Annotated in this window: 16 protein-coding genes and 1 pseudogene; 7 read left to right on the top strand and 10 right to left on the bottom strand. The window is 64.8% G+C overall.

Features of this window, described 5'->3' with window-relative positions; translation table 11 throughout:
* Positions 1–7: 7 nt before the first annotated feature.
* Complete coding sequence (locus LB536_RS11920; protein ID WP_224592264.1) at positions 8–3,988, bottom strand: AsmA-like C-terminal region-containing protein; 3,981 nt, start codon at positions 3,986–3,988, stop codon at positions 8–10.
* Positions 3,989–4,121: 133 nt separating this feature from the next.
* On the opposite strand from LB536_RS11920, the gene LB536_RS11915 reads away from it, so the two are divergent.
* Entirely contained in the window at positions 4,122–5,084 is a 963-nt protein-coding gene (locus LB536_RS11915) for a Dyp-type peroxidase (protein ID WP_224592261.1), read from the top strand.
* 30 nt (positions 5,085–5,114) lie between these two features.
* Here the strand turns inward: LB536_RS11915 and LB536_RS11910 are convergent, their stop codons facing one another.
* The 3 genes from LB536_RS11910 to LB536_RS11900 all read right to left on the bottom strand — a co-directional run bounded on the left by LB536_RS11910 (position 5,115) and on the right by LB536_RS11900 (position 7,676).
* Positions 5,115–5,624, bottom strand: coding sequence for a hypothetical protein (locus tag LB536_RS11910; RefSeq protein WP_224592259.1), 510 nt, complete (start codon positions 5,622–5,624; stop codon positions 5,115–5,117).
* A 15-nt stretch (positions 5,625–5,639) separates the two neighbouring features.
* On the bottom strand, positions 5,640–6,158 hold the full coding sequence (locus LB536_RS11905) for a hypothetical protein (RefSeq protein ID WP_224592258.1): 519 nt from the start codon (positions 6,156–6,158) through the stop codon (positions 5,640–5,642).
* A 102-nt stretch (positions 6,159–6,260) separates the two neighbouring features.
* Positions 6,261–7,676, bottom strand: a complete 1,416-nt coding sequence (locus LB536_RS11900; RefSeq protein WP_224592256.1) for an FAD-binding oxidoreductase — start codon at positions 7,674–7,676, stop codon at positions 6,261–6,263.
* A gap of 102 nt (positions 7,677–7,778) precedes the next feature.
* On the opposite strand from LB536_RS11900, the gene LB536_RS11895 reads away from it, so the two are divergent.
* Together LB536_RS11895 and LB536_RS11890 are read left to right on the top strand one after the other, a co-directional pair.
* Positions 7,779–8,264, top strand: a complete 486-nt coding sequence (locus LB536_RS11895) for a thioesterase family protein (protein WP_224592255.1) — start codon at positions 7,779–7,781, stop codon at positions 8,262–8,264.
* 252 nt (positions 8,265–8,516) lie between these two features.
* The gene (locus LB536_RS11890) at positions 8,517–8,714 is read left to right on the top strand and encodes a hypothetical protein (RefSeq protein WP_140758125.1); all 198 of its coding nucleotides are present in this window, start codon (positions 8,517–8,519) and stop codon (positions 8,712–8,714) included.
* 100 nt (positions 8,715–8,814) lie between these two features.
* Here LB536_RS11890 and LB536_RS11885 read toward each other — a convergent pair whose 3' ends face one another.
* Positions 8,815–9,294: an Lrp/AsnC family transcriptional regulator gene (locus LB536_RS11885; protein WP_224592253.1), complete on the bottom strand. Its 480-nt coding sequence runs from the start codon at positions 9,292–9,294 to the stop codon at positions 8,815–8,817.
* A gap of 89 nt (positions 9,295–9,383) precedes the next feature.
* On the opposite strand from LB536_RS11885, the gene LB536_RS11880 reads away from it, so the two are divergent.
* Positions 9,384–10,304 (top strand): EamA family transporter, encoded by a 921-nt coding sequence (locus LB536_RS11880; RefSeq protein ID WP_224592250.1) that lies wholly within the window; start codon positions 9,384–9,386, stop codon positions 10,302–10,304.
* On the opposite strand, the gene LB536_RS11875 is transcribed toward LB536_RS11880, so the two are convergent.
* Positions 10,301–11,200 carry a dienelactone hydrolase family protein gene (locus LB536_RS11875; protein WP_224592247.1) on the bottom strand — a complete coding sequence of 300 codons (900 nt, stop codon included), beginning with the start codon at positions 11,198–11,200 and terminating at the stop codon, positions 10,301–10,303. The genes LB536_RS11880 and LB536_RS11875 overlap by 4 nt on opposite strands.
* Before the next feature lie 252 nt (positions 11,201–11,452).
* On the opposite strand from LB536_RS11875, the gene LB536_RS11870 reads away from it, so the two are divergent.
* A complete protein-coding gene (locus LB536_RS11870) occupies positions 11,453–11,599 on the top strand; it encodes a hypothetical protein (protein ID WP_181178470.1) in 147 nt (48 codons plus the stop codon).
* A gap of 9 nt (positions 11,600–11,608) precedes the next feature.
* Positions 11,609–12,040 (top strand): hypothetical protein, encoded by a 432-nt coding sequence (locus LB536_RS11865; RefSeq protein ID WP_224592244.1) that lies wholly within the window; start codon positions 11,609–11,611, stop codon positions 12,038–12,040.
* Positions 12,041–12,445: 405 nt separating this feature from the next.
* Here the strand turns inward: LB536_RS11865 and LB536_RS11860 are convergent, their stop codons facing one another.
* Positions 12,446–14,761: a glucose/quinate/shikimate family membrane-bound PQQ-dependent dehydrogenase gene (locus LB536_RS11860; RefSeq protein ID WP_224592241.1), complete on the bottom strand. Its 2,316-nt coding sequence runs from the start codon at positions 14,759–14,761 to the stop codon at positions 12,446–12,448.
* A 249-nt stretch (positions 14,762–15,010) separates the two neighbouring features.
* Between LB536_RS11860 and LB536_RS11855 the strand changes: the two genes are divergently transcribed.
* Positions 15,011–17,710: an ATP-dependent helicase gene (locus tag LB536_RS11855; protein WP_224592238.1), complete on the top strand. Its 2,700-nt coding sequence runs from the start codon at positions 15,011–15,013 to the stop codon at positions 17,708–17,710.
* Between the two features lie 38 nt (positions 17,711–17,748).
* Here LB536_RS11855 and LB536_RS11850 read toward each other — a convergent pair whose 3' ends face one another.
* The 3 genes and pseudogenes from LB536_RS11850 to LB536_RS11840 all read right to left on the bottom strand — a co-directional run.
* Positions 17,749–18,063 carry a hypothetical protein gene (locus LB536_RS11850; protein ID WP_149902611.1) on the bottom strand — a complete coding sequence of 105 codons (315 nt, stop codon included), beginning with the start codon at positions 18,061–18,063 and terminating at the stop codon, positions 17,749–17,751.
* A gap of 123 nt (positions 18,064–18,186) precedes the next feature.
* A complete protein-coding gene (locus tag LB536_RS11845; protein WP_224592236.1) occupies positions 18,187–19,740 on the bottom strand; it encodes a trimethylamine methyltransferase family protein in 1,554 nt (517 codons plus the stop codon).
* 13 nt (positions 19,741–19,753) lie between these two features.
* A pseudogene (locus LB536_RS11840) lies at positions 19,754–19,948 on the bottom strand (glycine cleavage T C-terminal barrel domain-containing protein); the annotation flags it as partial.
* Between the last annotated feature and the right edge of the window lie 113 nt (positions 19,949–20,061).

Below are 20,061 nucleotides of genomic sequence, written 5' to 3'. Positions count from 1 at the left end.
CCTGGCCCTATTGCAGCGACTTCAACAGGTTGTCGACCGTGAACGGATTGGCTTTCGGCTTGGCCGGAGACGGATTGTCGTTGGCGGGCACGCGCTCGACCTTGGGCGCCTGTTCCGCCGCCTTGCGCTCGGCTTCGAGCCTGGCTTTCTCCTGGGAGGCAATGCGCATCGCCTCCTCCGCCCTCTGACGCTCCTGCTCGGCCTGCGCCTTGGCCGCCTCGTCCGCCGCCTGCTGTTCCGCCGCAGCCTTGGCATCGGCATCGGCCTTCGCTTTCGCTTCTGCATCCGCCTTGGCTTTCGCTTCCGCGTCGGCCTTCGCCTTGGCATCCGCTTCAGCCTGGGCCTGAGCGTCGGCTTCCGCTTTCGCCTTGGCGTCGGCCTCTGCTTTCAGGCGCGCCGCTTCCTCCTGTTGGCGCAGTTCCTCAGCGGCCTTGTCGCGGGCATCCTGGAGTGCCGCGTAGTAGCGCACCTCGCGCCGCAGCCGCTGTTTCTCCAGCAGCGCGGCCTGCATCGCCTCGACGCGTTGCTGTTCTTTTTCCAGCGCGCGCTGGGTCAGGAACTGCGCCAGCGGCTCGCTGTCGAAACGCCGTTTCACGGCGCCGAACGGGCCCTCCGCGGTGAAATTCACGACCGGCTCGGAGCCGACCAGCGCCGCGTCGCCGGGCCGATAGGTGACCGCGCCCTTGGCCGAAACCGTGCTGGCATTGAGGTCGGCCGTGATGTCGGCCGACAAGGTCGCCGCCGGATTTTCAAGGCTGATCGGCGGCGCCCTGAGCGTGCCGCCGGCAATCGTGAAGGCGACCTCGGCGTCTTTTGCGGCGAAGCTGCCGGCGGCGGCGATGCCAGGCGCGAAGCTGGCGGTCTTGGCGGCGTCGATATCGCGGCCGATCGCATCCGCCTTGGCGAGGAATGCGCCGAACGCGTCAGGATTGACGCCGGCGATCTGCAAGCCCTTCAGCGTCGCCGTTCCGGATCCCGACAGAGCGGCGATCATCGCATCGACCGACTTGCCGCTGGTCGACAGCGTCGTGGAGAAATCGCCGCTGCCGCCGATGCCCGCGTTCGGCAACACATCAGCCAGATCGGCACCCGCCAGTTTCATCTGTCCGGTGAGAAGCCCGGTGCCGTCATTGTTCTTCAATTCGAACAGGCCAGAGAGCGCCCCGCCGAGGAATTTGGCTTTGAGATCGGCGACCCGAATGCCTTCCGGGTCGAGTTTGAGCGAGAAGGCCGCATCATAGGCGGTGGCCAAAGGGCCGGCGGCCAGAGAAGCCGTGGTCAGGTCGAGATCGGCGGTGAACGGCAGGCTGGACTTCTGGCTGAACGGCGCCGACGGCCACGCACCGGCCTTCTCACTCTTGTCGGCCCCATTCTTGTCCATGAGAAAAGCGGAATCGCCAAACAGCGCCACCGCCATCGGATCGAGGTCGAGTTCGTCGAGCGCCAGTGCGCCGGCCAGATGCGGCACGCCGTCCTTGCCGTCGACCCCTTGCTTGACATCGAGGTTGATGTCGCCCGACACAGCCGCCTCGTTGATGGCGCCGCTGAGCCCGGAGAGCACCAGCAGGCCGTTGCCGTAATCGGCCTGCGCGGCCAGCGATGTCGACATGCCGGCGCCCATGCCGGGCAGGCCGATTCCCGTCGTCATTAGCCACGGCTCGATGTCGGACGCGTCGAGATTGACCTTGCCCTTGGCCGTCGGACCTTGCGGCGTGTCTGCGACCGTTCCCTCGAAGCCGGCCTTGAAGTCGTTGCCGGCAAGGCTGAAGGTCGTCGCCAGGCCGCCGCCAAACGTGCCCTTGGCCTGGATATCGGTGCTTGCTTCGCCCAGCATGCCGAGCGGCAGCGCCGGCAGGCCGTAGAGCGCCAGCAAGGCGGTCGCGTCCGGGTTCCTGGCATTGAAAGTCAGTGTCACCGGCGCGTCGGCGAGCTTGTCCACCGCGCCCTTCCCCGACAGCGACGCCGAAAACGCCGAGCCGCCGGCCTTGCCTTGGCCGCTCACCGCCAGGCCCGTGGTGCCGTCGCCATTGTCGGCGGCACTGGCCACGAGGTCGATGCGCGCATCCTGGAACAGGTCGGGATAAGCGGCGGCGCGGCCCGCGAGCCCCTTCAGCACGGCATTGTCAGGATAATGCTGCGCGGCGACGTCGATCAGCGGTTTGAGGTCGACCGCGACAACGGACGCATCGAGCTTGCCGGTCGGGCTCGCCGGGAAATCCTTGATCCGGCCGGTGGCGCTGATCGAGGCGCCGGCCAGTCCGCCGACCGACAGCCGGTCGATTTCGAGCAGCCCGTTCCGCAGCCTGAGCGCGGTATCGACGGTATCGGCGGTCAAGCCACCGGCGCTGACCGGGCCGGCCTTGATCTGGAAATCGAGGTCGCTGTTGGCAAAGCGGTTGGCGCCCTTGTCGCTGACGAAGATCGAGGCGAAGGCCGTCAGCCCGTCGACATCGAGGTCACCGCCCTCGAGCCGCATCAGCACCGAGGGCTTTGCGTCCTCAGGCTGGCTGGAATCGATGCGGCCGGAAAACTTCGCCTTGCCCAGGATCAATTCGAGGTCGCTGAAGGACTGATGGTTTTCGGAGAGATCGACCTTGGCCTTGAAGCCTGCGGCAGGCAGACGGCGGATCGCCTCGTCGACATCCTTCGACAGCCACGCCGCAAAACCCGAAGGTTGCGCCACGGCCAGCAGCAACGAGCCGGTGAAGCCGAAACGGCCCTGCACGTTGAGCATGACCTTGCCGTCGGCCTCCAGTTTGGTGCGGCCCGGCAAGGTCGCGGCCAGCGATTTCACCGACCAGCCGTCACCGACCGGCTCGGCCGAAAGATGAACATCGCGCACCGTCGTGTCGCCGGCCACCACCGCTGGCAGCTTGACCTCGACCGTGCCGGGAATGGTCGGCTTCGGCAGATCGAGCAGCGCCTGTTCGAGCCCGGCGATACGCTGGTCGAGCGTCAGGCCGGCGCCGGCCGGCGCACCCACCGCCTCGTCGAATTGCACCTGTGCGCCGTTGGCCTCGATGGCGAAGCTCGGTTTCTGGCCGAGATCGATCGAAGCCTTGCCGTCGGCGGTGTAGGGATTGTCGAGCGGACCGGTCTCGAAACGGAATTCATCGACGCCAAGCTTGTGGTGGTCGAGCGAGAACTTGCCGTTCAGCCGGAAACCCGGATCGGGCTTGCCGGCGCTGACCTTGACCGTCTCGCCATCCGTGCCGCGCAACTCGGCTGAATTCTTGTTGGCACTATCCTTGTCGGCACCCGAAATCTTGAACTGGCCGGAATAGACGGCGGCACCGTTGACGATGCCGGCATTGCCGTCGGTCTCGATGACCAGTGGATAGGCATCGGGGTCCGCCTTCACCCGCAACCGCATCTGCCCGGAGGGTTCGGCCTTGCCGGTCGACGCCGCGACCGTCGTCCGCAACCCGTCCAGCCGCAGCGTGCCGTCCATGCGCCACGGACCGGCCAGCGACTTGGCTGAAATGGTCGAGTTGATCTCGGAAAAGATGTGGCTACGGCCGCCGGCGGCATGGCGCAATTCGACTTGCCCTTCCGTCACCGTCAGCTTTTCGATCGAGATCTGGCTGGGGTCGAAGGGCGAGGATGGGCGCATCGCCCAGTCGACGGTACCATTGGCGGCGATATCTATGGTCGCCTTCGGTCGCACCAGCCGCATGTCGAAGATCAGCACTTCGCCGCGCAGGAAGGGCGCCAGTTCGGCATCCATCGAAAACGTCTCGACGGTCATGGCCGGCTGGCCGTCAGGGCCACCAGCAACGGCGACGTTTGAAAAGGTTACCGAGGGAAACGGCAACAGCCTTGCCGTGGCGTCGCCCCGTACGGTCACCTTGCGGCCAAGGATGGCGCTTGCCTCGCGCTCGAACTCGGCGCGATAGCCGGTCCAGTCGACGAAATACGGCACCACCAGCGCCGCTAGCAGCACCAGCACGAACAGGCCACCGAAGATCACGAACAGGCGTGCGAGCATCCGCTCCGAACAGGTTGATTGAAATTCTGTCGCACTCTACCCGCATCCGCGTGTCGATAAAGAGGCAATTCATCCGGTGTTGCCTGATGTCGGACGATCTGAAACAAATCCGTGAACAAGCGGAGATTCTTGGATGTCGGGCAAGAACTGGGATCGAGTGCCGATCGATGCGCAGAGCGTCGATGCCCCGCTATCGCAGTCGGCGATTTTCCTTGTCGTCACAGTCGCCGGCGAACAGCCGGCCCTGGCCAGGGTTTGTTCCGTGCTCGGCGAACTCGATGATCTGGTCAAGGCTGTCGGGTTCCGCGACCTTGGCGGGCGCCTGTCCTGTATCGCCGGCATCGGCCGCGATCTCTGGAACCGGCTCAGCCCCGGCCGGCGGCCGCTGGAGTTGAAGCCGTTCGCGCCGATCAAGGGCGCGGTCCATTCGGCGCCAACGACACCGGGCGACCTGCTCTTTCACATCCGCGCCGAGCGGCCCGACATGTGCTTCGAACTCGAACGTATCCTGCTCGACAGGCTTGGTCCCGGCGTGACCGTCGTCGACGAAGTGACGGGCTTTCGCTATTTCGATGCCCGCGACCTGCTCGGTTTTGTCGACGGCACAGCCAACCCGGCCGGCCTCGATTTGCCCGCCTCGGCGCGGGTCGGTGACGAGGATCCCGACTTTGCCGGCGGCAGCTATGTCGTGGTCCAGAAATACCTGCATGATCTCAAGGCCTGGGCGCGCATTCCGACGCCCGAGCAGGAGGCGATCATCGGCCGCACCAAGATCGACAACATCGAAATCGACGATGACGACGCGCCCCGCAAATCGCACAAGTCACTGGCAACCATCGAGGATGCCGACGGCAACGAATACGATATATTGCGCGACAACATGCCGTTCGGCAGGCCAGGGCAGAACGAGTTCGGCACCTACTTCATCGGCTACAGCAGATATCTCTGGGTCACCGAAAAGATGCTGCAGCGCATGTATGTGGGCGATCCGCCGGGCGCCTACGACCGGCTGCTCGATGTCTCGACGCCGCACACCGGCACGACCTTCTTCGCCCCGACCCGCCCCATGCTGCAGACGCTTGTGCAGGCGAAGTAAGAGAAGCTCACAGCCGTCCGAACTTTCCCGCTACGTCGAGATGGCTCTATTGATCACCTCAATGATCAACGACCGGGGCGATCCTCTACGAAGGGTCGTCGAAAAATTCTTGGCGACAAATTCAAGCGTCGAATCATGGAAGGTGAAAATGAAATGGCGGTATGAAGCAAACCATTCCGGCATGTGCCCGCTGTGGACCCGGTTCGCTTTCTCCAAGCTATCAATCCATCTCGAATTCCGCACCTCGAACGCGGAGTAGGGTTCGAGGCCTAGTGAATAGAGGCGATGCCCTGCAATCGCCTCGTCGTTGGGTGGCCCGAATTGGAATGCCTTGCAGGGCTCGACGACCAGGATCGCTGTCTGGTTGCCCTCGTCGGTGGGCCTCACTGATCGGGGATTGGTCCCGCCAAAATCGGGATGCGGCGTGTCGACCAGATAGGCAACAACAAGCCTTTCCTCGTCGGCGAAGAGATGCGGCAAAGGCGCCCCCAAGGACGATTGTGGTGCTTCGATTTTCAGAAGCGTTTCGCCCTCGGCCATCTATTTCATTGCCCCTCAACGTGCGTCGCGCTTTGCCTGCGCCACCTTGGCCGCCTTGCGCTGCCGGCCGAGTTCCGCCGGTCTAACCAGGCTTGGAACCTTCTGGTTGGCCACGGCTCGCATCCCCTTGTGCGCCGTGCGCGAATTGTGCGTGGGGCCGTCAGGAGCTTTCTGCTTCAAGGCCAGCGCCTTGCGCGCATTGTCGATCAGCGAAATGCGGGCCGCCAGCTGGCGGCGCCGTTCGGCCTCGCCGTTCAGCCGCCGCATCGCCATCGCCAGCACCGCGAGCTTCACTTGTGAACCGCCGTCGGCCTTTGACGGCGTAGCGCCCTTTGCCGCGCCCTTGCCGCGTATTTCGCGCCGCCTGCGATGTGCTTCGGTCTGCGCCTTGTCGCGCCGCTCCCGCAACAGCTTGACCAGGCCGGAGAGGTCGGAGTCGGAAAGCTCCTGCACCGCCGGATGGTGCGATTTCTCCACCATCTCGTGTTCGTCGGCGCTCAGCGCGCGCGCTTCTTCCTTGCGTGAAATGGCCATGACAGTCCTCCTCAGCCGGCACGCCTGTCTTTCCAAGCCTGCCACTTGAGGAGCCTCGACCCGAATGGTGGCGCGGTCAAGACGCGCTTTTCACGGTGCCCTTTAGCCCGCGACAGGCAGGATCTTGCCCGGATTCATGATGTTTTGCGGATCGAGCGCCTGTTTGATGGTGCGCATGATGTCGACGCCGTGGCCGAGTTCATGGCGCAGGAAGCCGATCTTGCCCTGGCCGATGCCGTGCTCGCCGGTGCAGGTGCCCTCCATGGCGATCGCGCGCATGTTGAGCCGCGCGACGAATTTTTCCGACAGCGCGATCTCCTGGGGATCGTTGACATCCATCAGCACCAGCACGTGGAAATTGCCGTCGCCGGCATGGCCGACGATCGGCGCGATCAGCCCCATTTCGGCGATATCGGCCTCGGTTTCGGTGACGCATTCGGCAAAGCGCGAGATCGGCACGCAGACATCGGTCGACAGGCCCTTGGCGCCCGGCCGCAAGGTCAGCGACGCCCAGTAGGCGTCGTGCCTGGCCTTCCACAGTTTGGTCCGCTCCTCGGCGACGCTGGTCCACAGGAACGGCCCGCCACCATTTTCTTCCGCGATCATGCCGAAGGTCTCGGCCTGCTCGGCAACGCCGGCGTCGCTGCCGTGGAACTCGACGAACAGGCACGGGCTCTCGGGATAATCGAGCTTGGAATAGGTCTTCATCGCCCGCATCTGCAGCGCATTGACGAGTTCGATGCGCGCCACCGGAATGCCCATCTGGATCGTCGCGATGACCGCGTTACAGGCCGCCTCGACGCTCGGGAATGGGCAGACGCCGCCGGAGATCGCCTGCGGAATGCCTTGCAGCTTCAGGGTTAGCGCGGTGATGATGCCGAGTGTGCCCTCGGAGCCCACGAGCAGCCGTGTCAGGTCGTAGCCAGCGGAACTCTTCTTCGCCCGTTTGCCTGTCGTAACCGTCTCGCCGTCGGCCATGACGGCCGTCAGCGACAGCACGTTCTCGCGCATCGTCCCGTAGCGCACCGCATTGGTGCCGGACGCCCGCGTCGCCGCCATGCCGCCGAGCGAGGCATTGGCGCCCGGATCGATCGGGAAGAACAGCCCGGTGTCGCGCAGATGCCGGTTCAGGTCCTCGCGCGTCACGCCGGGTTCGACGGTGCAGTCGAGATCCTGCGGGTTGACCGAAAGAATGCGGTTCATCCGCGACGTATCGACCGAGATGCCGCCGCCCGGCGCATTGGTGTGGCCTTCGAGCGACGAGCCGACGCCGAACGCGATCACCGGCACGCGATGCGCGGCGCAGGCACGCACGATCTCCTGCACCTCGGCCGTCGTCTCCGGGAAGGCAACGCCGTCGGGCGCCTGCGTCGGAATGTAGGTCGTCGTATGCGCGTGCTGCGAGCGGATGGCCTGTCCGGTCTGGAAGCGCTCGCCCAGCCGCTGCTTGAGGATGCCGAGCACCGCCGCGATGCCTTCCTCGTTGCGTTCGACCGGATTGAGGTCGCTCAGAGCCATGAATTCCTCCGCGAATGGACCAGCATGCATGCTTGTTATGCGATTATGGATGCGTAGTCTCACCGGCTACGCTCTGTCCAGCACCAGAACAAGGAAGTTTCGATGTCCATCCCCGCCCCCTTCGTCTCCAGGCCAATGGACATCGAGAAGGATTGGATCGACTATAACGGCCATCTCAACATGGCTTTTTACAACGTGCTGTTCGACCGCTGCTCTGACGAGGCCTTCGAGGCGATGGGCATGGGGCTGGACTATGTGAAAGAGCGGCGGCTCACCATTTACACCGCCGAAGTCCATGTCTGCTACGTGCAGGAGCTGCATCTTGACCACAAGGTCACGGTCTCCTTCCAGCTCATCGATCATGACGAGAAGCGGCTGCGGGCCTATCAGGAAATCCGCCATGTCGATGGCTGGCTCGCCGCCACTTCGGAGACCGTGTCCTTGCATGTCGACATGTCGGGGCCGAAGGTGGCGCCCTTCCCGCCCGATGTGCTGGCCAGGATCGAAGCCATGCGCGCCGCCCATTCGGCGCTTCCAATGCCCGAACGCGCCGGCCGCTCGATCGGGATCAAGCGCAAACAGGGCTGAGCCGGCATCCATCTCGCCCCTCGGCGCGGAGACCGGGCTGGCCTCAAAGCCACACCCGAAACTCAAAATCGCAGAACCGCCGATATCCGCCGGCACCTGCGCTTGAAGCGGGTTCGCGCCGGCATTAACCTTACCGAGGTTTTAACGGGAACAAGCCATTTGAGCCGTTGAACGACTCAGCGGAGCGGTTGAAAACGTCCGCACAGGGGTTGTTTTACGGGCGGCGAGGCGAAGCCGGTTCGAGGAACGTGCATGAAAACCGACATCAAGATCGAGGTGGACAGGCTGGCGGCCGATCCGCGCATATCAGACTATGATTTCTGGCGTTCGCTCAAGAATGTCGACAACGAGATCTTTCACATCGCCAACAACAACGAACCGATTCCGTTCGACATGATCCGCTGGCGCAGCATCCTGAAGCGCGCCCGCCTGAAGCGCGGCCACGCGTGAGGCTGGCGATTTCGATCGCCGTCTGGCGCCGACATTTTTCTCGTAGATTGGCGCCGCCCCTCACGAGGGCGGCGCGACGTTTCAAGCAACATCTCACGGATCAAACCTGCCGCTTGATCGCCGCCAGCGGCGAGCGCGCGATCACCGGCGAAGACTGGATGATCGCCGTGTTGGTCATCGCATGGGGGATGATGCGGTCGATCACCCGTTCGAGTTCGGCGACCGAGCCGACATGCGCCAACGCTATGAAACAGTCCTCGCCGGTCACCCGGTCGCATTGCGCGATTTCCGGCAGGTCGCGGATGATCTCGGCGACAACAGCCAATTGCCCCGGCACCGGCCGGATGCGCAGCCATGCCGATAGTTTCAGGCCAAGCGCCGCGGGATTGATCTTGACGCAATAGGCTTCGATCACGCCGTTCTCCTGCAGCCGCTTGATGCGCTCGGCCACACTCGGCGCCGACAGGCCGACCAAGCGCGCCAGCTCCGCCGTGCTGATGCGCGCGTCCTCTTCCAGCAGGCGCAATATCTTCATGTCGGCCGCATCAAGATCGGCATTTTCGGTTCGAAGGCGTTTCACAGAAAATTCCTTGGTTCCGGAGCATAAATGACCTTATGTGCCACTCATCATCCATATAAACCGGAAAGATCGACTGCGATACTGATCCGATGGACGACCAGACGCAAGTCCCGACTGCCGGTCCCGGCGCCACCTGGCCTGCCCTTGCCGGCCCCGACAGCCTGGCGACAAGGCTGCCGCCGCATCTCTGGTTCGCGGTCAGCGCGGTCTTCCACTATCTCGGGCCGGCCTTCGCCGTGCTGCTTTTCCCGCATGTCGGCGTGCTCGGCATAGCGTGGCTGCGCATTGCCACCGCGGCGCTGATCTTCGCGCCACTTACCCGCCCTTTGCGAATCTTCGCAAGAGCCGAATCCCGGACGCGGCTCCTGCTCATCGCCTTCGGCGCTTGTCTGGCGGTGATGAACTGCTCGTTCTACCTGGCGCTCGACCGCCTGCCGATCTCGCTGGTGGCGGCGATCGAATTCGTCGGCACCATCGCCATTGCGCTGGTCGGCCTCAGGACCGCCCGCAATCTGGCCGCTCTCGCCATCGCCGTCACCGGCACCTTGCTGTTGATTGACGTGAAGTGGTCAAGCGACCCGGTCGGGCTGTTCTGGGCCTTCCTCAACGGCGCGCTTTTTGTCGGTTACATCGTGCTTGGCCACCGTGTCGCCCGCGCGGGCGCCGGCGACGGCGTCGCCGGCCTGGGGGCTGCCATGGCGGTCGCCTTCGTCGTCGTGCTTCCGATCGGCTTCAGCGACGCGTTGCCCGCCTTTTTCTCGCCCCCACTGCTCATCGCGGCCATCGGCGTCGGCATCTGTTCTTCGGTCATACCGTATGTCTGCGATCAACTCGCAATGTCTCGGTTGCCGCGCTCGAGTTTCGCACTGATGCTGTCGCTGCTGCCGGTCACCGCGACGCTGATTGGCGTCGTCGTGCTGCAGCAGATTCCAAGCCTCGGCGATTGCCTCGGCGTCGCGCTGGTCGTGGCCGGTGTCGCCTTCCACAAACCGGTGGCCGATCGCGCCTAGGCCAGCTTCTGCTTGAGGAAGGCGATCGTCCTGCCCCAGGCGAGGTCGGCCGCCTTCTTGTCGTAGCGCGCCGCCGAGGTGTCGTTGTTGAAGGCATGGTTGGCGCCCTCATAGACATAGACCGTGTATTCGACATGCGCGGCGTCGAGCTCTTTCTTGAAGGCGTCGATGCCGGCATTGGTGCGCTCGTCGAGGCCCGCATAATGCAGCAGCAGCGCAGCCTTGATCTTCGAGACGTCGGCGGCCTTCGGCTGCATGCCGTAATAGGCGACGCTGGCTGCGAGGTCAGGTGCATTGACGGCCAGCATGTTGGCCGTGCCGCCGCCCCAGCAGAAGCCGATGGCGCCGACCTTGCCATTGCCGTCCTTGTCGGCCTTGAGGAACGCGACCGTCGCCACGCCGTCGGCCACGGTCTGCGCCGGGTCGAGTTTCCCGAACATGTCGCGCGCCTTGTCCTCATCGGTGGGCGTGCCGCCGAGCGGCGACAGGAAATCGGGCGCGAGCGCCACGAAGCCCTCCAGCGCCACGCGCCGGGCGACGTCGCGGATATGCGGGTTGAGCCCCCTGTTTTCATGGATGACGATGACGGTGCCGAGCTTGCCGGTCTGGTTCGCCGGTTTGACCAGATACCCCTTCATCTCGCCGCCGCTGCCGGGATAGGTGATGTCCTCGCCTTTCACGCGGGGATCGTTTTCGGCCACGATCGCCGCCTGGGCGGAGTTCGCCGCCAGCATCGGCGCGATCGCGGCCGCCGCCGCGCTTGATCCGGCAAGCCTAGTCAACTGCCCCATGAAGCGGCGGCGGTCCAGGGTCAGATGCGTGTATTCGTTATAGGCGTCGATCATCGCCTGGGTGATGACAGGCTGGGCGGGTGTCGCGACGGCTGATTTCGACATGGTACATTTCCTCGGCTTCGAATTTCGATATCCGAGCTAGATAGGGACGCGGCCGGGCGGGTCCAGCCCGGACGAGCGCTGCGGCGGGCATTGCCTGCAAGCCCGTGAAGTCGGCAACACGCGCGTCCGTGTCATCACATTTTGTTCATCGGCGAGAAACCTGCTGGCGCCGCCACGATAGTGAGGAAAACTGCCGGCGATCGATGGCGCGGTACCCGTGCCTTCACGTTCCGGTCACAAGGAGCGATGCCGATGACCATGCCCTCCCCGATCCTCGCCGGTGCATTCGTCCTTGCCGCCGCGGCTGCCCTGGCGCTACGCTCCATGGTCGTGCAGGCAGGTAGGCGGTCGATGGTCAGGGTCCGCAACCACCGCACGAACCAGAAAATCCAAGGCTGAGGTGAGACCATGAACATCCAGGATATCATCAACTCCGTCTCGCAGAAGGCGGGCCTCGACCAGGCAACGACTGAGAAAGTCGTCGGCACCATCTTCTCTGTGCTGGAGCATGAAGCCGAAGGCACAAGCGCGTCTTCGTTTTTCGCCAAGATCCCCGGCGCCGACGACCTCGCGCACCAATATGACGTCATGGCCGCCCCGGCCGGCGGCGGCGGCTTCCTGTCGTCGCTGCAGGGCGCGCTTGGCGGCGTGCTCGGCGAAAAGGCGGGTGCGCTGGTCAACGGCCTCGCCGCGCTCAAGGCCTCCGGCCTCGACATGGCGCAGATCCAGAAGGCCGGCGAGACGCTCGTCCAACAGGCCGAGGCCGCCGCCGGCCCCGATTTGACCAACCAGGTGCTCGGCTCGGTGCCTAGCCTGAAGAGCCATCTGGGGCTCGGCTAGAGCAATTCCAGGAAAAGTGCGTAGCGGTTTTCCGTCCGAAATTGCGTAAAAACAAAGAGTTAGAGCGGTTCGGCGATTCTATCAAGCGCTGAACCGCTCTAGAGAGGCACGGCCAACCGGCAGTCGCTGGCGGGAGGGCGTGCCGCATTGCGACTCTTTACTGACCATGGTTAGCGCCGCCCCTCATCCGGCTGCCGCCACCTTCTCCCCGTAAGGGACGGGGAGAAGAGGCAACTTCAGCGCTGCGCCATTCCTGCAACGCCGGCGATTGCCGAAGCCATCGATGACGCGTCCTTCTCCCCGTCCCTATACGGGGAGAAGTGCCCGGCAGGGCGATGAGGGGCGGCGCCAAAGTTGCCGGAATTGCAAACCTGGCGGGTCACCCATCCAGCCAGAATCTTGCCCCTATTTCGGCAGCGCGTAGGCCATCACATAGTCGCCCGGCTTGGTGCCAATCGAGCCGTGGCCGCCGGCGACGATGACCACGAACTGGCGCCCGTCCGCGACCGTATAGGTCATCGGCGTCGATTGCCCGCCGGCCGGCAGCCGCGCCCGCCAGAGCTGCTTGCCCGATGTCAGATCGTAGGCGCGCAGATAGTCGTCGACGGCGGCACCCAGGAAGGCGACACCGCCGGCGGTGATCATCGGCCCGCCAATGCCGGGCACCCCGACCTTCAGCGGCAACGGCAGCGGCGTCATATCGTAGACGGTGCCGTTGCGGTGCTTGTAGGCAATCGTGCCGGTCCTCAGGTCCACGCCCGCGACATAGCCCCATGGCGGCGCCTGGCACGGAATGCCCAGCGGCGACAGGAACGGTCCCATCACCACCGCGTAGGGCGCGCCTTCGTTGCGGTTCAGCCCCTGCTCGCTGCCCTTGGCGTCGCCCGGGGGCGGCACGTCCGCGCGGGGCACAAGCCGCGACGTGAAGGCGAGATAGGTCGGCATGCCGAACATCACCTGTCGCACCGGATCGACCGCCACGCCACCCCAGTTGAAAGTGCCGAAATTGCCGGGATAGATCAGCGATCCCTGCAGCGAGGGCGGCGTGTAGCGGCCTTCATAGCGCAGTTTGTGGAGCGCGATCCGGCAGGCCAGCTGGTCGAACATGGTGATGCCCCACATATCGGCCTCGGTCAGCGGCGGCGGGTTGAAGGAAAGGTCGGATGCCGGCTGCGTCGGCGATGTGTGGTCGCCCTCGATAGCTCCGCCCGGTGCCGGCACCTCCTTGACGGGGATGACCGGCTCGCCGGTGCGCCGGTCGAGCGCATAGAGGTCGCCCTGCTTGGTCGGCCCAACCAGCGCGGGCACCACGGAACCGTCGGCCTTGGTGATGTCGATCAGGCTCGGCTGGGCCGGCACGTCCATGTCCCAGAGGTCATGGTGCACGGTCTGCCGAACCCATTTCAACTGCCCGGTGTTGAGATCGAGCGCCGTGATCGAGGAGGAGAATTTTTCGACATTGGCGCTGCGGCCCGTGCCGAGCTGGTCCGGCGTCTGGTTGCCGAGCGGCACGTAAAGCAGGCCGAGCTTCTCGTCGGCGCTCGGCGTCGACCACATATTGGGCGAGTTGGCGGTGTAGGTCTGGCCGGCCGCCAGCGGCGTCGTCTGGTCCGGATTGCCGGAATCCCAGTTCCACAGCAGCTTGCCGGTGCTCGCATCATAGGCGCGGATGACGCCGGACGGCTCCTGCGTCGAATAATTGTCGTTGACCGCGCCGCCGACGATGATCTTACCGCCCGCGATCAGCGGCGCCGAAGTCGAGTAATAATAGCCCGACTTGGGATACGGCATGTTCGTCAACAGATTGAGCGTGCCGGCCTCGGCAAAGGCCGGGCAAACCTGCCCGTTGGCGGCATCGAGCGCGATCAGCCGCGCATCCGAGGTCGGCAGGTAGACGCGCGCCGCGCAGGGCTGGCCGGCGGCGCCCGCGGCATCGGCATAATAGGAGACGCCGCGGCAAGTCTGGTGCTGGCGATCCTTGTCGAGCTTGATCTTGGGATCGTAGCGCCACTTCTCCTTGCCGGTCGCGGCATCGACGGCGATGGCGAAATTGTGCGGCGTGCAGATATAGAGCGTGTCGCCAATTTTGAGCGGCGTCACCTGGTAGGTGGTCTCGCCGACATCGTCCGGTCCCTTCACGTCGCCGGTGCGGTAGGTCCAGGCCGGCTTCAGGTCGGCGACATTGTCCGGCGTGATCTGGTCGAGCGGCGAATAGCGCTGGCCGAACTGCGTGCGCCCGTAATAATGCCATTCGCCCGCCGGCACATCGCCGCCGAGATTGGCGTTGGCGATCACCTTGTCGGTATCGAGCGCGCCGGCGATATCCTTCGGATCTGCGGTCATCGAATAGCCGGCCACCGCCAGCGATGCCAGCACGGCAAGGATCAGAGGCGCGCGCCCGTCCGGCCCGGCAAGGCCGCGCCGCGCCCACGGCGTCAGCAGCCACAGCGCCACCAGCACGATGATGCCGCCGCGCGGGCCGAGCTCCCACCAGTCGAAACCGGTCTCCCAGACCGCCCAGGCCAGCGTGCCGAGCACGATCGCCGCATAGAGCCAGAGCGCAGTGGAACGGCGCCGGTAGAGCAGCCAGGCGGCGATCAGGAAGGCGAGGCCGACAATGATGTAGTACCAGCTGCCGCCCAGCGAAGCCAACCAGATACCGCCGGCGCCAAGTGCCAGGCCAATGAGGAAGAGGATGAGGGAGGTGATGGTGACAGCCAAGATGATACTCCTTCGACTGTTGCGCGCATGGTGGCGGCCCTGGGCAACCCGGCATTGCGTGCCGCCCCCTACGCAACTTTCTCCCGACCGCCGCGCCTGTCAAGCGTTGGCCATGGGTCCGCGGCAGCAACCCTCGTTTGTTCACAACGCCGGCTGCCATGTCGCTCAACTGGTCGTATCAGGCACTTTACCGGAACAAAACGTAGACAGTTCTGGTCTTTCGCTGCCGAATCACTACATTCGGGGGCGATGTCCGGCTTTTCCGAAGACATGCCCTTTTTCGACGAACCCGATGCGCGGCCCACGGCCCCGTCGGGCATTGCCGCGCGCGCCATGGCTGCCCGCGGCGGTCAAAACAATGCGCCGGACTATCTCCGGGGGCTTAACCCCGAGCAGCGGCTGGCGGTGGAGACCACCGAAGGCCCTGTTCTGGTGCTTGCCGGCGCCGGCACCGGCAAGACCCGCGTGCTGACCACCCGCATCGCCCACATCCTCGCCACCGGCAAGGCCTTCCCGTCGCAGATCCTGGCAGTGACCTTCACCAACAAGGCCGCGCGCGAGATGAAGCAGCGCATCGGCATCCTGATCGGCGAAGGCAATGTCGAAGGCATGCCGTGGCTCGGCACCTTCCACTCGATCGGCGTGAAGCTGCTGCGCCGCCACGCCGAGCTTGCCGGCCTGAGATCCGACTTCACGATCCTCGACACCGACGACGTCGTGCGGCTGATCAAGCAGCTGATCCAGGCCGAGGGGCTGGACGACAAGCGCTGGCCCGCAAAGCAGTTCGCCCAGATGATCGACGGCTGGAAGAACAAGGGCCAGGGTCCGGTCGACATCGCCGAGGGCGATGCGCGCAGCTTCGCCAACGGCAAGGGCCGCGAGCTCTACAAGGCCTATCAGGAGCGCCTGCAGACGCTGAACGCCTGCGACTTCGGCGACCTGCTCTGCCACCCGATCCGCATCTTCCGCGCCAATCCCGATGTGCTGAAGGACTATCACCGGCGCTTCAAATACATCCTCGTCGACGAGTACCAGGACACCAATACCGCCCAGTACATGTGGCTGCGGCTTTTGGCGCAAAGGCCGCAAGGCAAGCCGATCTCCCCCCTTGAGGGGGAGATGTCCGGCAGGACAGAGGGGGGCGCCTCGCACCGACAGGCCGGCGGGACAGCGCCCCCCTCTGTCGCCTCCGGCGACATCTCCCCCACATGGGGGGAGATTGGGCGCTCTTCGGCCGAAGCCCGCGCCACCGTAAACATCTGCTGCGTCGGCGACGACGACCAGTCGATCTATGGCTGGCGCGGTGCCGAGGTCGACAACATCCTGCGCTTCGACAAGGATTTTCCCGGCTCCACCATCATCCGGCTGGAGCGCAATTACCGCTCGACCGCGCACATACTGGGCGCCGCCTCCCACCTCATCGCCTATAATGAGGGCCGTTTCGGCAAGACGCTGTTCACTGACCGCAACGATCCGGAAGACGGCAAGGTCAACGTGCATGCCGCTTGGGATTCGGAGGAAGAAGCCCGCGCCATCGGCGAGACCATCGAGGCCTACCAGCGCCAGAAGCATAATTTGAACGACATGGCGATCCTCGTCCGCGCGTCCTTCCAGATGCGCGCCTTCGAGGAGCGCTTCACCACGCTCGGCCTCAACTACCGCGTCATCGGCGGCCCGCGTTTCTACGAGCGCATGGAAATCCGCGACGCGATGGCCTTCTTCCGCGTCGTCGCGCAAGGCGCCGACGACCTCGCCTTCGAGCGCATCGTCAACGTGCCGAAGCGCGGTCTGGGCGAAGCCACCATCCGCCAGATCCACGACACGGCCCGCGCCCTGCGCATCCCCATGCTGGAAGCCGCCGGCAATCTCGCCGAAAGCGACGAGTTGAAGCCGAAGCCGCGCGCCGCGTTGCGCGAGGTGGCGGCCAATTTCGAGCGCTGGCAGAAGGCGCTGGAAACCACGCCGCACACCGAGCTCGCCGAGACCATTCTCGAAGAGAGCGGCTACACCGACATGTGGAAGAACGACCGTTCGGTCGAGGCGCCCGGCCGGCTGGAGAACCTGAAGGAACTGATTCGCTCCATGGAGCAGTACGAGTCGCTGCGCTCCTTCCTCGAACATGTCGCGCTGGTCATGGATGCCGAGCAGAACGCCGGACAAGACGCCGTTTCCATCATGACGCTGCACTCGGCCAAAGGCCTCGAATTCGAGACCGTGTTCCTGCCCGGCTGGGAGGAAGGCCTCTTTCCTCACCAGCGTGCGCTGGACGAAGGTGGCCGTTCCGGGCTCGAAGAAGAGCGGCGGCTCGCCTATGTCGGCCTGACGCGGGCCAAGAAGAATCTGCATATCTGGTTCGTCTCCAATCGCCTCATCCACGGCCTGTGGCAATCGACCATCCCGTCACGCTTCCTCGAGGAACTCCCGGAAGCCCATGTCGAGGTCGCCGAAGCCGGCAACTCCTACGGCGGCTACGGCAATCCCTATGGCGGCGGCTCGTTCGCGTCCGGCCGCGGCGGCCAGGGGGCAGGAAGACAGAACCCCTACGGCGCCTCGCGCTTCGACAATGTTGGTGCCAACACGGAAAAATCCGGCGCCTTCTCCAACACCTATTCGACGCCGGGCTGGCAGCGCGCACAGGCCAACCGCACCGAGGCGACCGACCGCAATTGGGGCACGCGCTCGGGCCATCAGGTCGAGCGCATCGGCTATGGCGAAACAGACTCCGGCTACGGCGCCGGCCGCACCAGCGTGAAGGGCCGCACCATCGACGGCGAACTGGTCGCCAAATCCGTCTCCGACACGCCGTCGGCCTTCAACGTCGGCGACCGCGTCTTCCACCAGAAATTCGGCAACGGCAACATCGCGGCCATCGAAGGCAACAAGCTGACGATCGACTTCGACAAGGCCGGCCAGAAGCGCGTGCTGGACGGGTTTGTCGCGGCGGTGTGAGTTGAATGCGGCTGGCCTCGGAAAGCCGGCTTTCCGCCTCAATCCACCTTCTTCTCGCCCTTCTCCCCAGCCTTCACGATATCCCCTGTCGTAAACAGGATTTCCTTCAGTTCCACGCGCCAGTCCGTCTTCTGGCGCAGCAGGAATTCCAGGTCCATGCCGAAATGCTTGAACTCCTCGCTCTGCGCGTTCTTCATGATCGCCTTGGCCTGCGGGTCCTTCTCCACCGACATGCGCTGTTCGTACCAGCTGATCGCTTCCGCCTCCTCGATCAGCGAGGTGATCATGCGGGCAAAGGTCCGCACTTCCTGCGACAGTTCTTCCGGCGGTTCGTGATACTGGTCGAAACCCATGTCGTCCTCCCTCGACGGCTCGCGAATGGAGCCAGGCATTGGCCCGCTTCCATGAATGCGTGGGACGCGCCGCGGGTTCCGGGATCGCGGCCACAATTCTGGACGATGGATCTGCGAGCTATCTCACGAAACCGGCGCCGCGCCGCCCTCTTCCGTGCGCCGCGCGATGAATGCGTCGAGCACGCCTGACGTGGCGGCGGCCGCTGCCGGCGGCTCGAAATCGGCAAGGATGCGCTTCCAGATGCCGGTGGCGCGTTCGGTCGCGTTCTTCGAGCCGCTTTGCGTCCAGTTGCCGAAATTCGACCAGTCGGCCACCAGCGGCTCGTAGAAGGCGGTGCGGTAGCGCGCCATGGTGTGGCCGGCCGAGAAGAAGTGGCCGCCCGGCTGCACTTCGGCGATCGCCTCGAAGCCTATTGCGTCGTCGTCGCCGGGGGTCGCGGCACAAAGTTCCGCGACCGTCTGCAGCGCCTCGATGTCGGTGACCAGCTTTTCCAGGGAAACACTCAAGCCCCCTTCCAGCCAGCCGGCCGCATGGATGCAGACGGTGGCGCCCGACAGCACCGAGCCCCATAGCGCGAACTGCGTCTCGTGCGCGGCCTGCGCGTCCGAAATGTTGGCCGCGCTGCCGCCGCCCGAGCGCCAGGGCAGACCGGTGAAGCGCGCCAATTGGCCCGCACCCAGCGTGGCCTTGACATGCTCCGGCGTGCCGAAGGCGGGTGCACCGGATTTCATGTCGACATTGGAGGAGAAGGAACCGTAGACCACCGGCGCGCCCGGCCGCACGATCTGCGCCAGCGTCAGCCCGGCCAGCGCTTCGGCATGCTGCAACGTCAGGGCGCCGGCCACCGTGATCGGCGCCATCGCACCGGCCAGGCAGAACGGCGTGATGATCAGGACCTGGCCCGCCTTGGCGAAGTCGATGATGCCTTGCGCCATCGGAATATCGAGCTGGCGCGGCGAGTTGGTGTTGATGACGGTGTAGCAATGCGCGCCCGTGCGGAACTCGTCTTCGGACAGCCCGCGGGCCAGCCTGATCATCTCGAAACTGTCATCGACCTGCGGCGTACCGCGTGCGAACACGAACGGGAATTTGTCGGAGAGCGTCAGCTGCGCCCGGTTGACGGCATAGTGGCGGAGGCGATTGTCGATGTCCTGCGGCTCGATGCACGGCCCCAGCATGTGCAACACATCAAAATGTTGCACCAGCTTGATGAGTTCCTCGAAGGCGGCCAGCGTTCCGGGCCGCCGGCCGCGGTCGAGATCGGTGACGTTGGGCGCGCCGGAGCCCGCCAGGAACGTCATCGAGCCCAGTTCGAGCGACAGATCGCGAGCACGCGCGCCTGCATTGGCCTGGATCGATCGCGGCGCCGAGGCGAGTGCGGCCAACACCATGTCGCGGCCGATGCGCACCATGTCGGTGTCGGGATCGACCAGCGCGCCGGCGCGGGCGAGCACCTCGCGCGCCTGCGGCAACAGCACCTTGATGCCGAGCTCCTCCAGCACGCGCAGCGCCGTGTCGTGGATCGACGCCACCTGGTCGTCGGAAAAGATCGGCTGCGGCAGGAACGGGTTCTTCAGCGACCGGTAATTGGGCTTGCGGCTTGATTCGCTGCCGGCCTCGCCCATGCGTCCGCGCCGGCGTTCGCGCCTGCTGTCTCGTGCAGCGTCATCGATCATCAGAAACTCCTCCTCATTGCCGCATCGCCTTGCCCTGGGGATCATAGGGCGAGGCCGCGATGACCCGCGCAGTCCGCTCGACGCCGACAATGTGCACGCAAAGCGCCGTCCCCTCCCCGGCGAAATCGTCGTCCACCAACGCCAGCGCGACGCTCTTGCCGATCGTGTAGCCAAATCCGCCCGAGGTGACGAAGCCGACGCGGCGGCCTCAAGGATTCCTTCCTGGTGAGTTCGAAGCGGCACCCTATACGTACTAGACATATGTGTCTAGTGCGCTGGCGGACCCGCTTCGCGCACTGTCACGCAAGCATCATGTTCACG

Source organism: Mesorhizobium sp. ES1-3 (assembly GCF_020164795.1).
In the GTDB taxonomy this organism is placed as follows: Bacteria; Pseudomonadota; Alphaproteobacteria; order Rhizobiales; family Rhizobiaceae; genus Mesorhizobium.
This window is presented reverse-complemented; position numbering and strand designations above follow the sequence as displayed.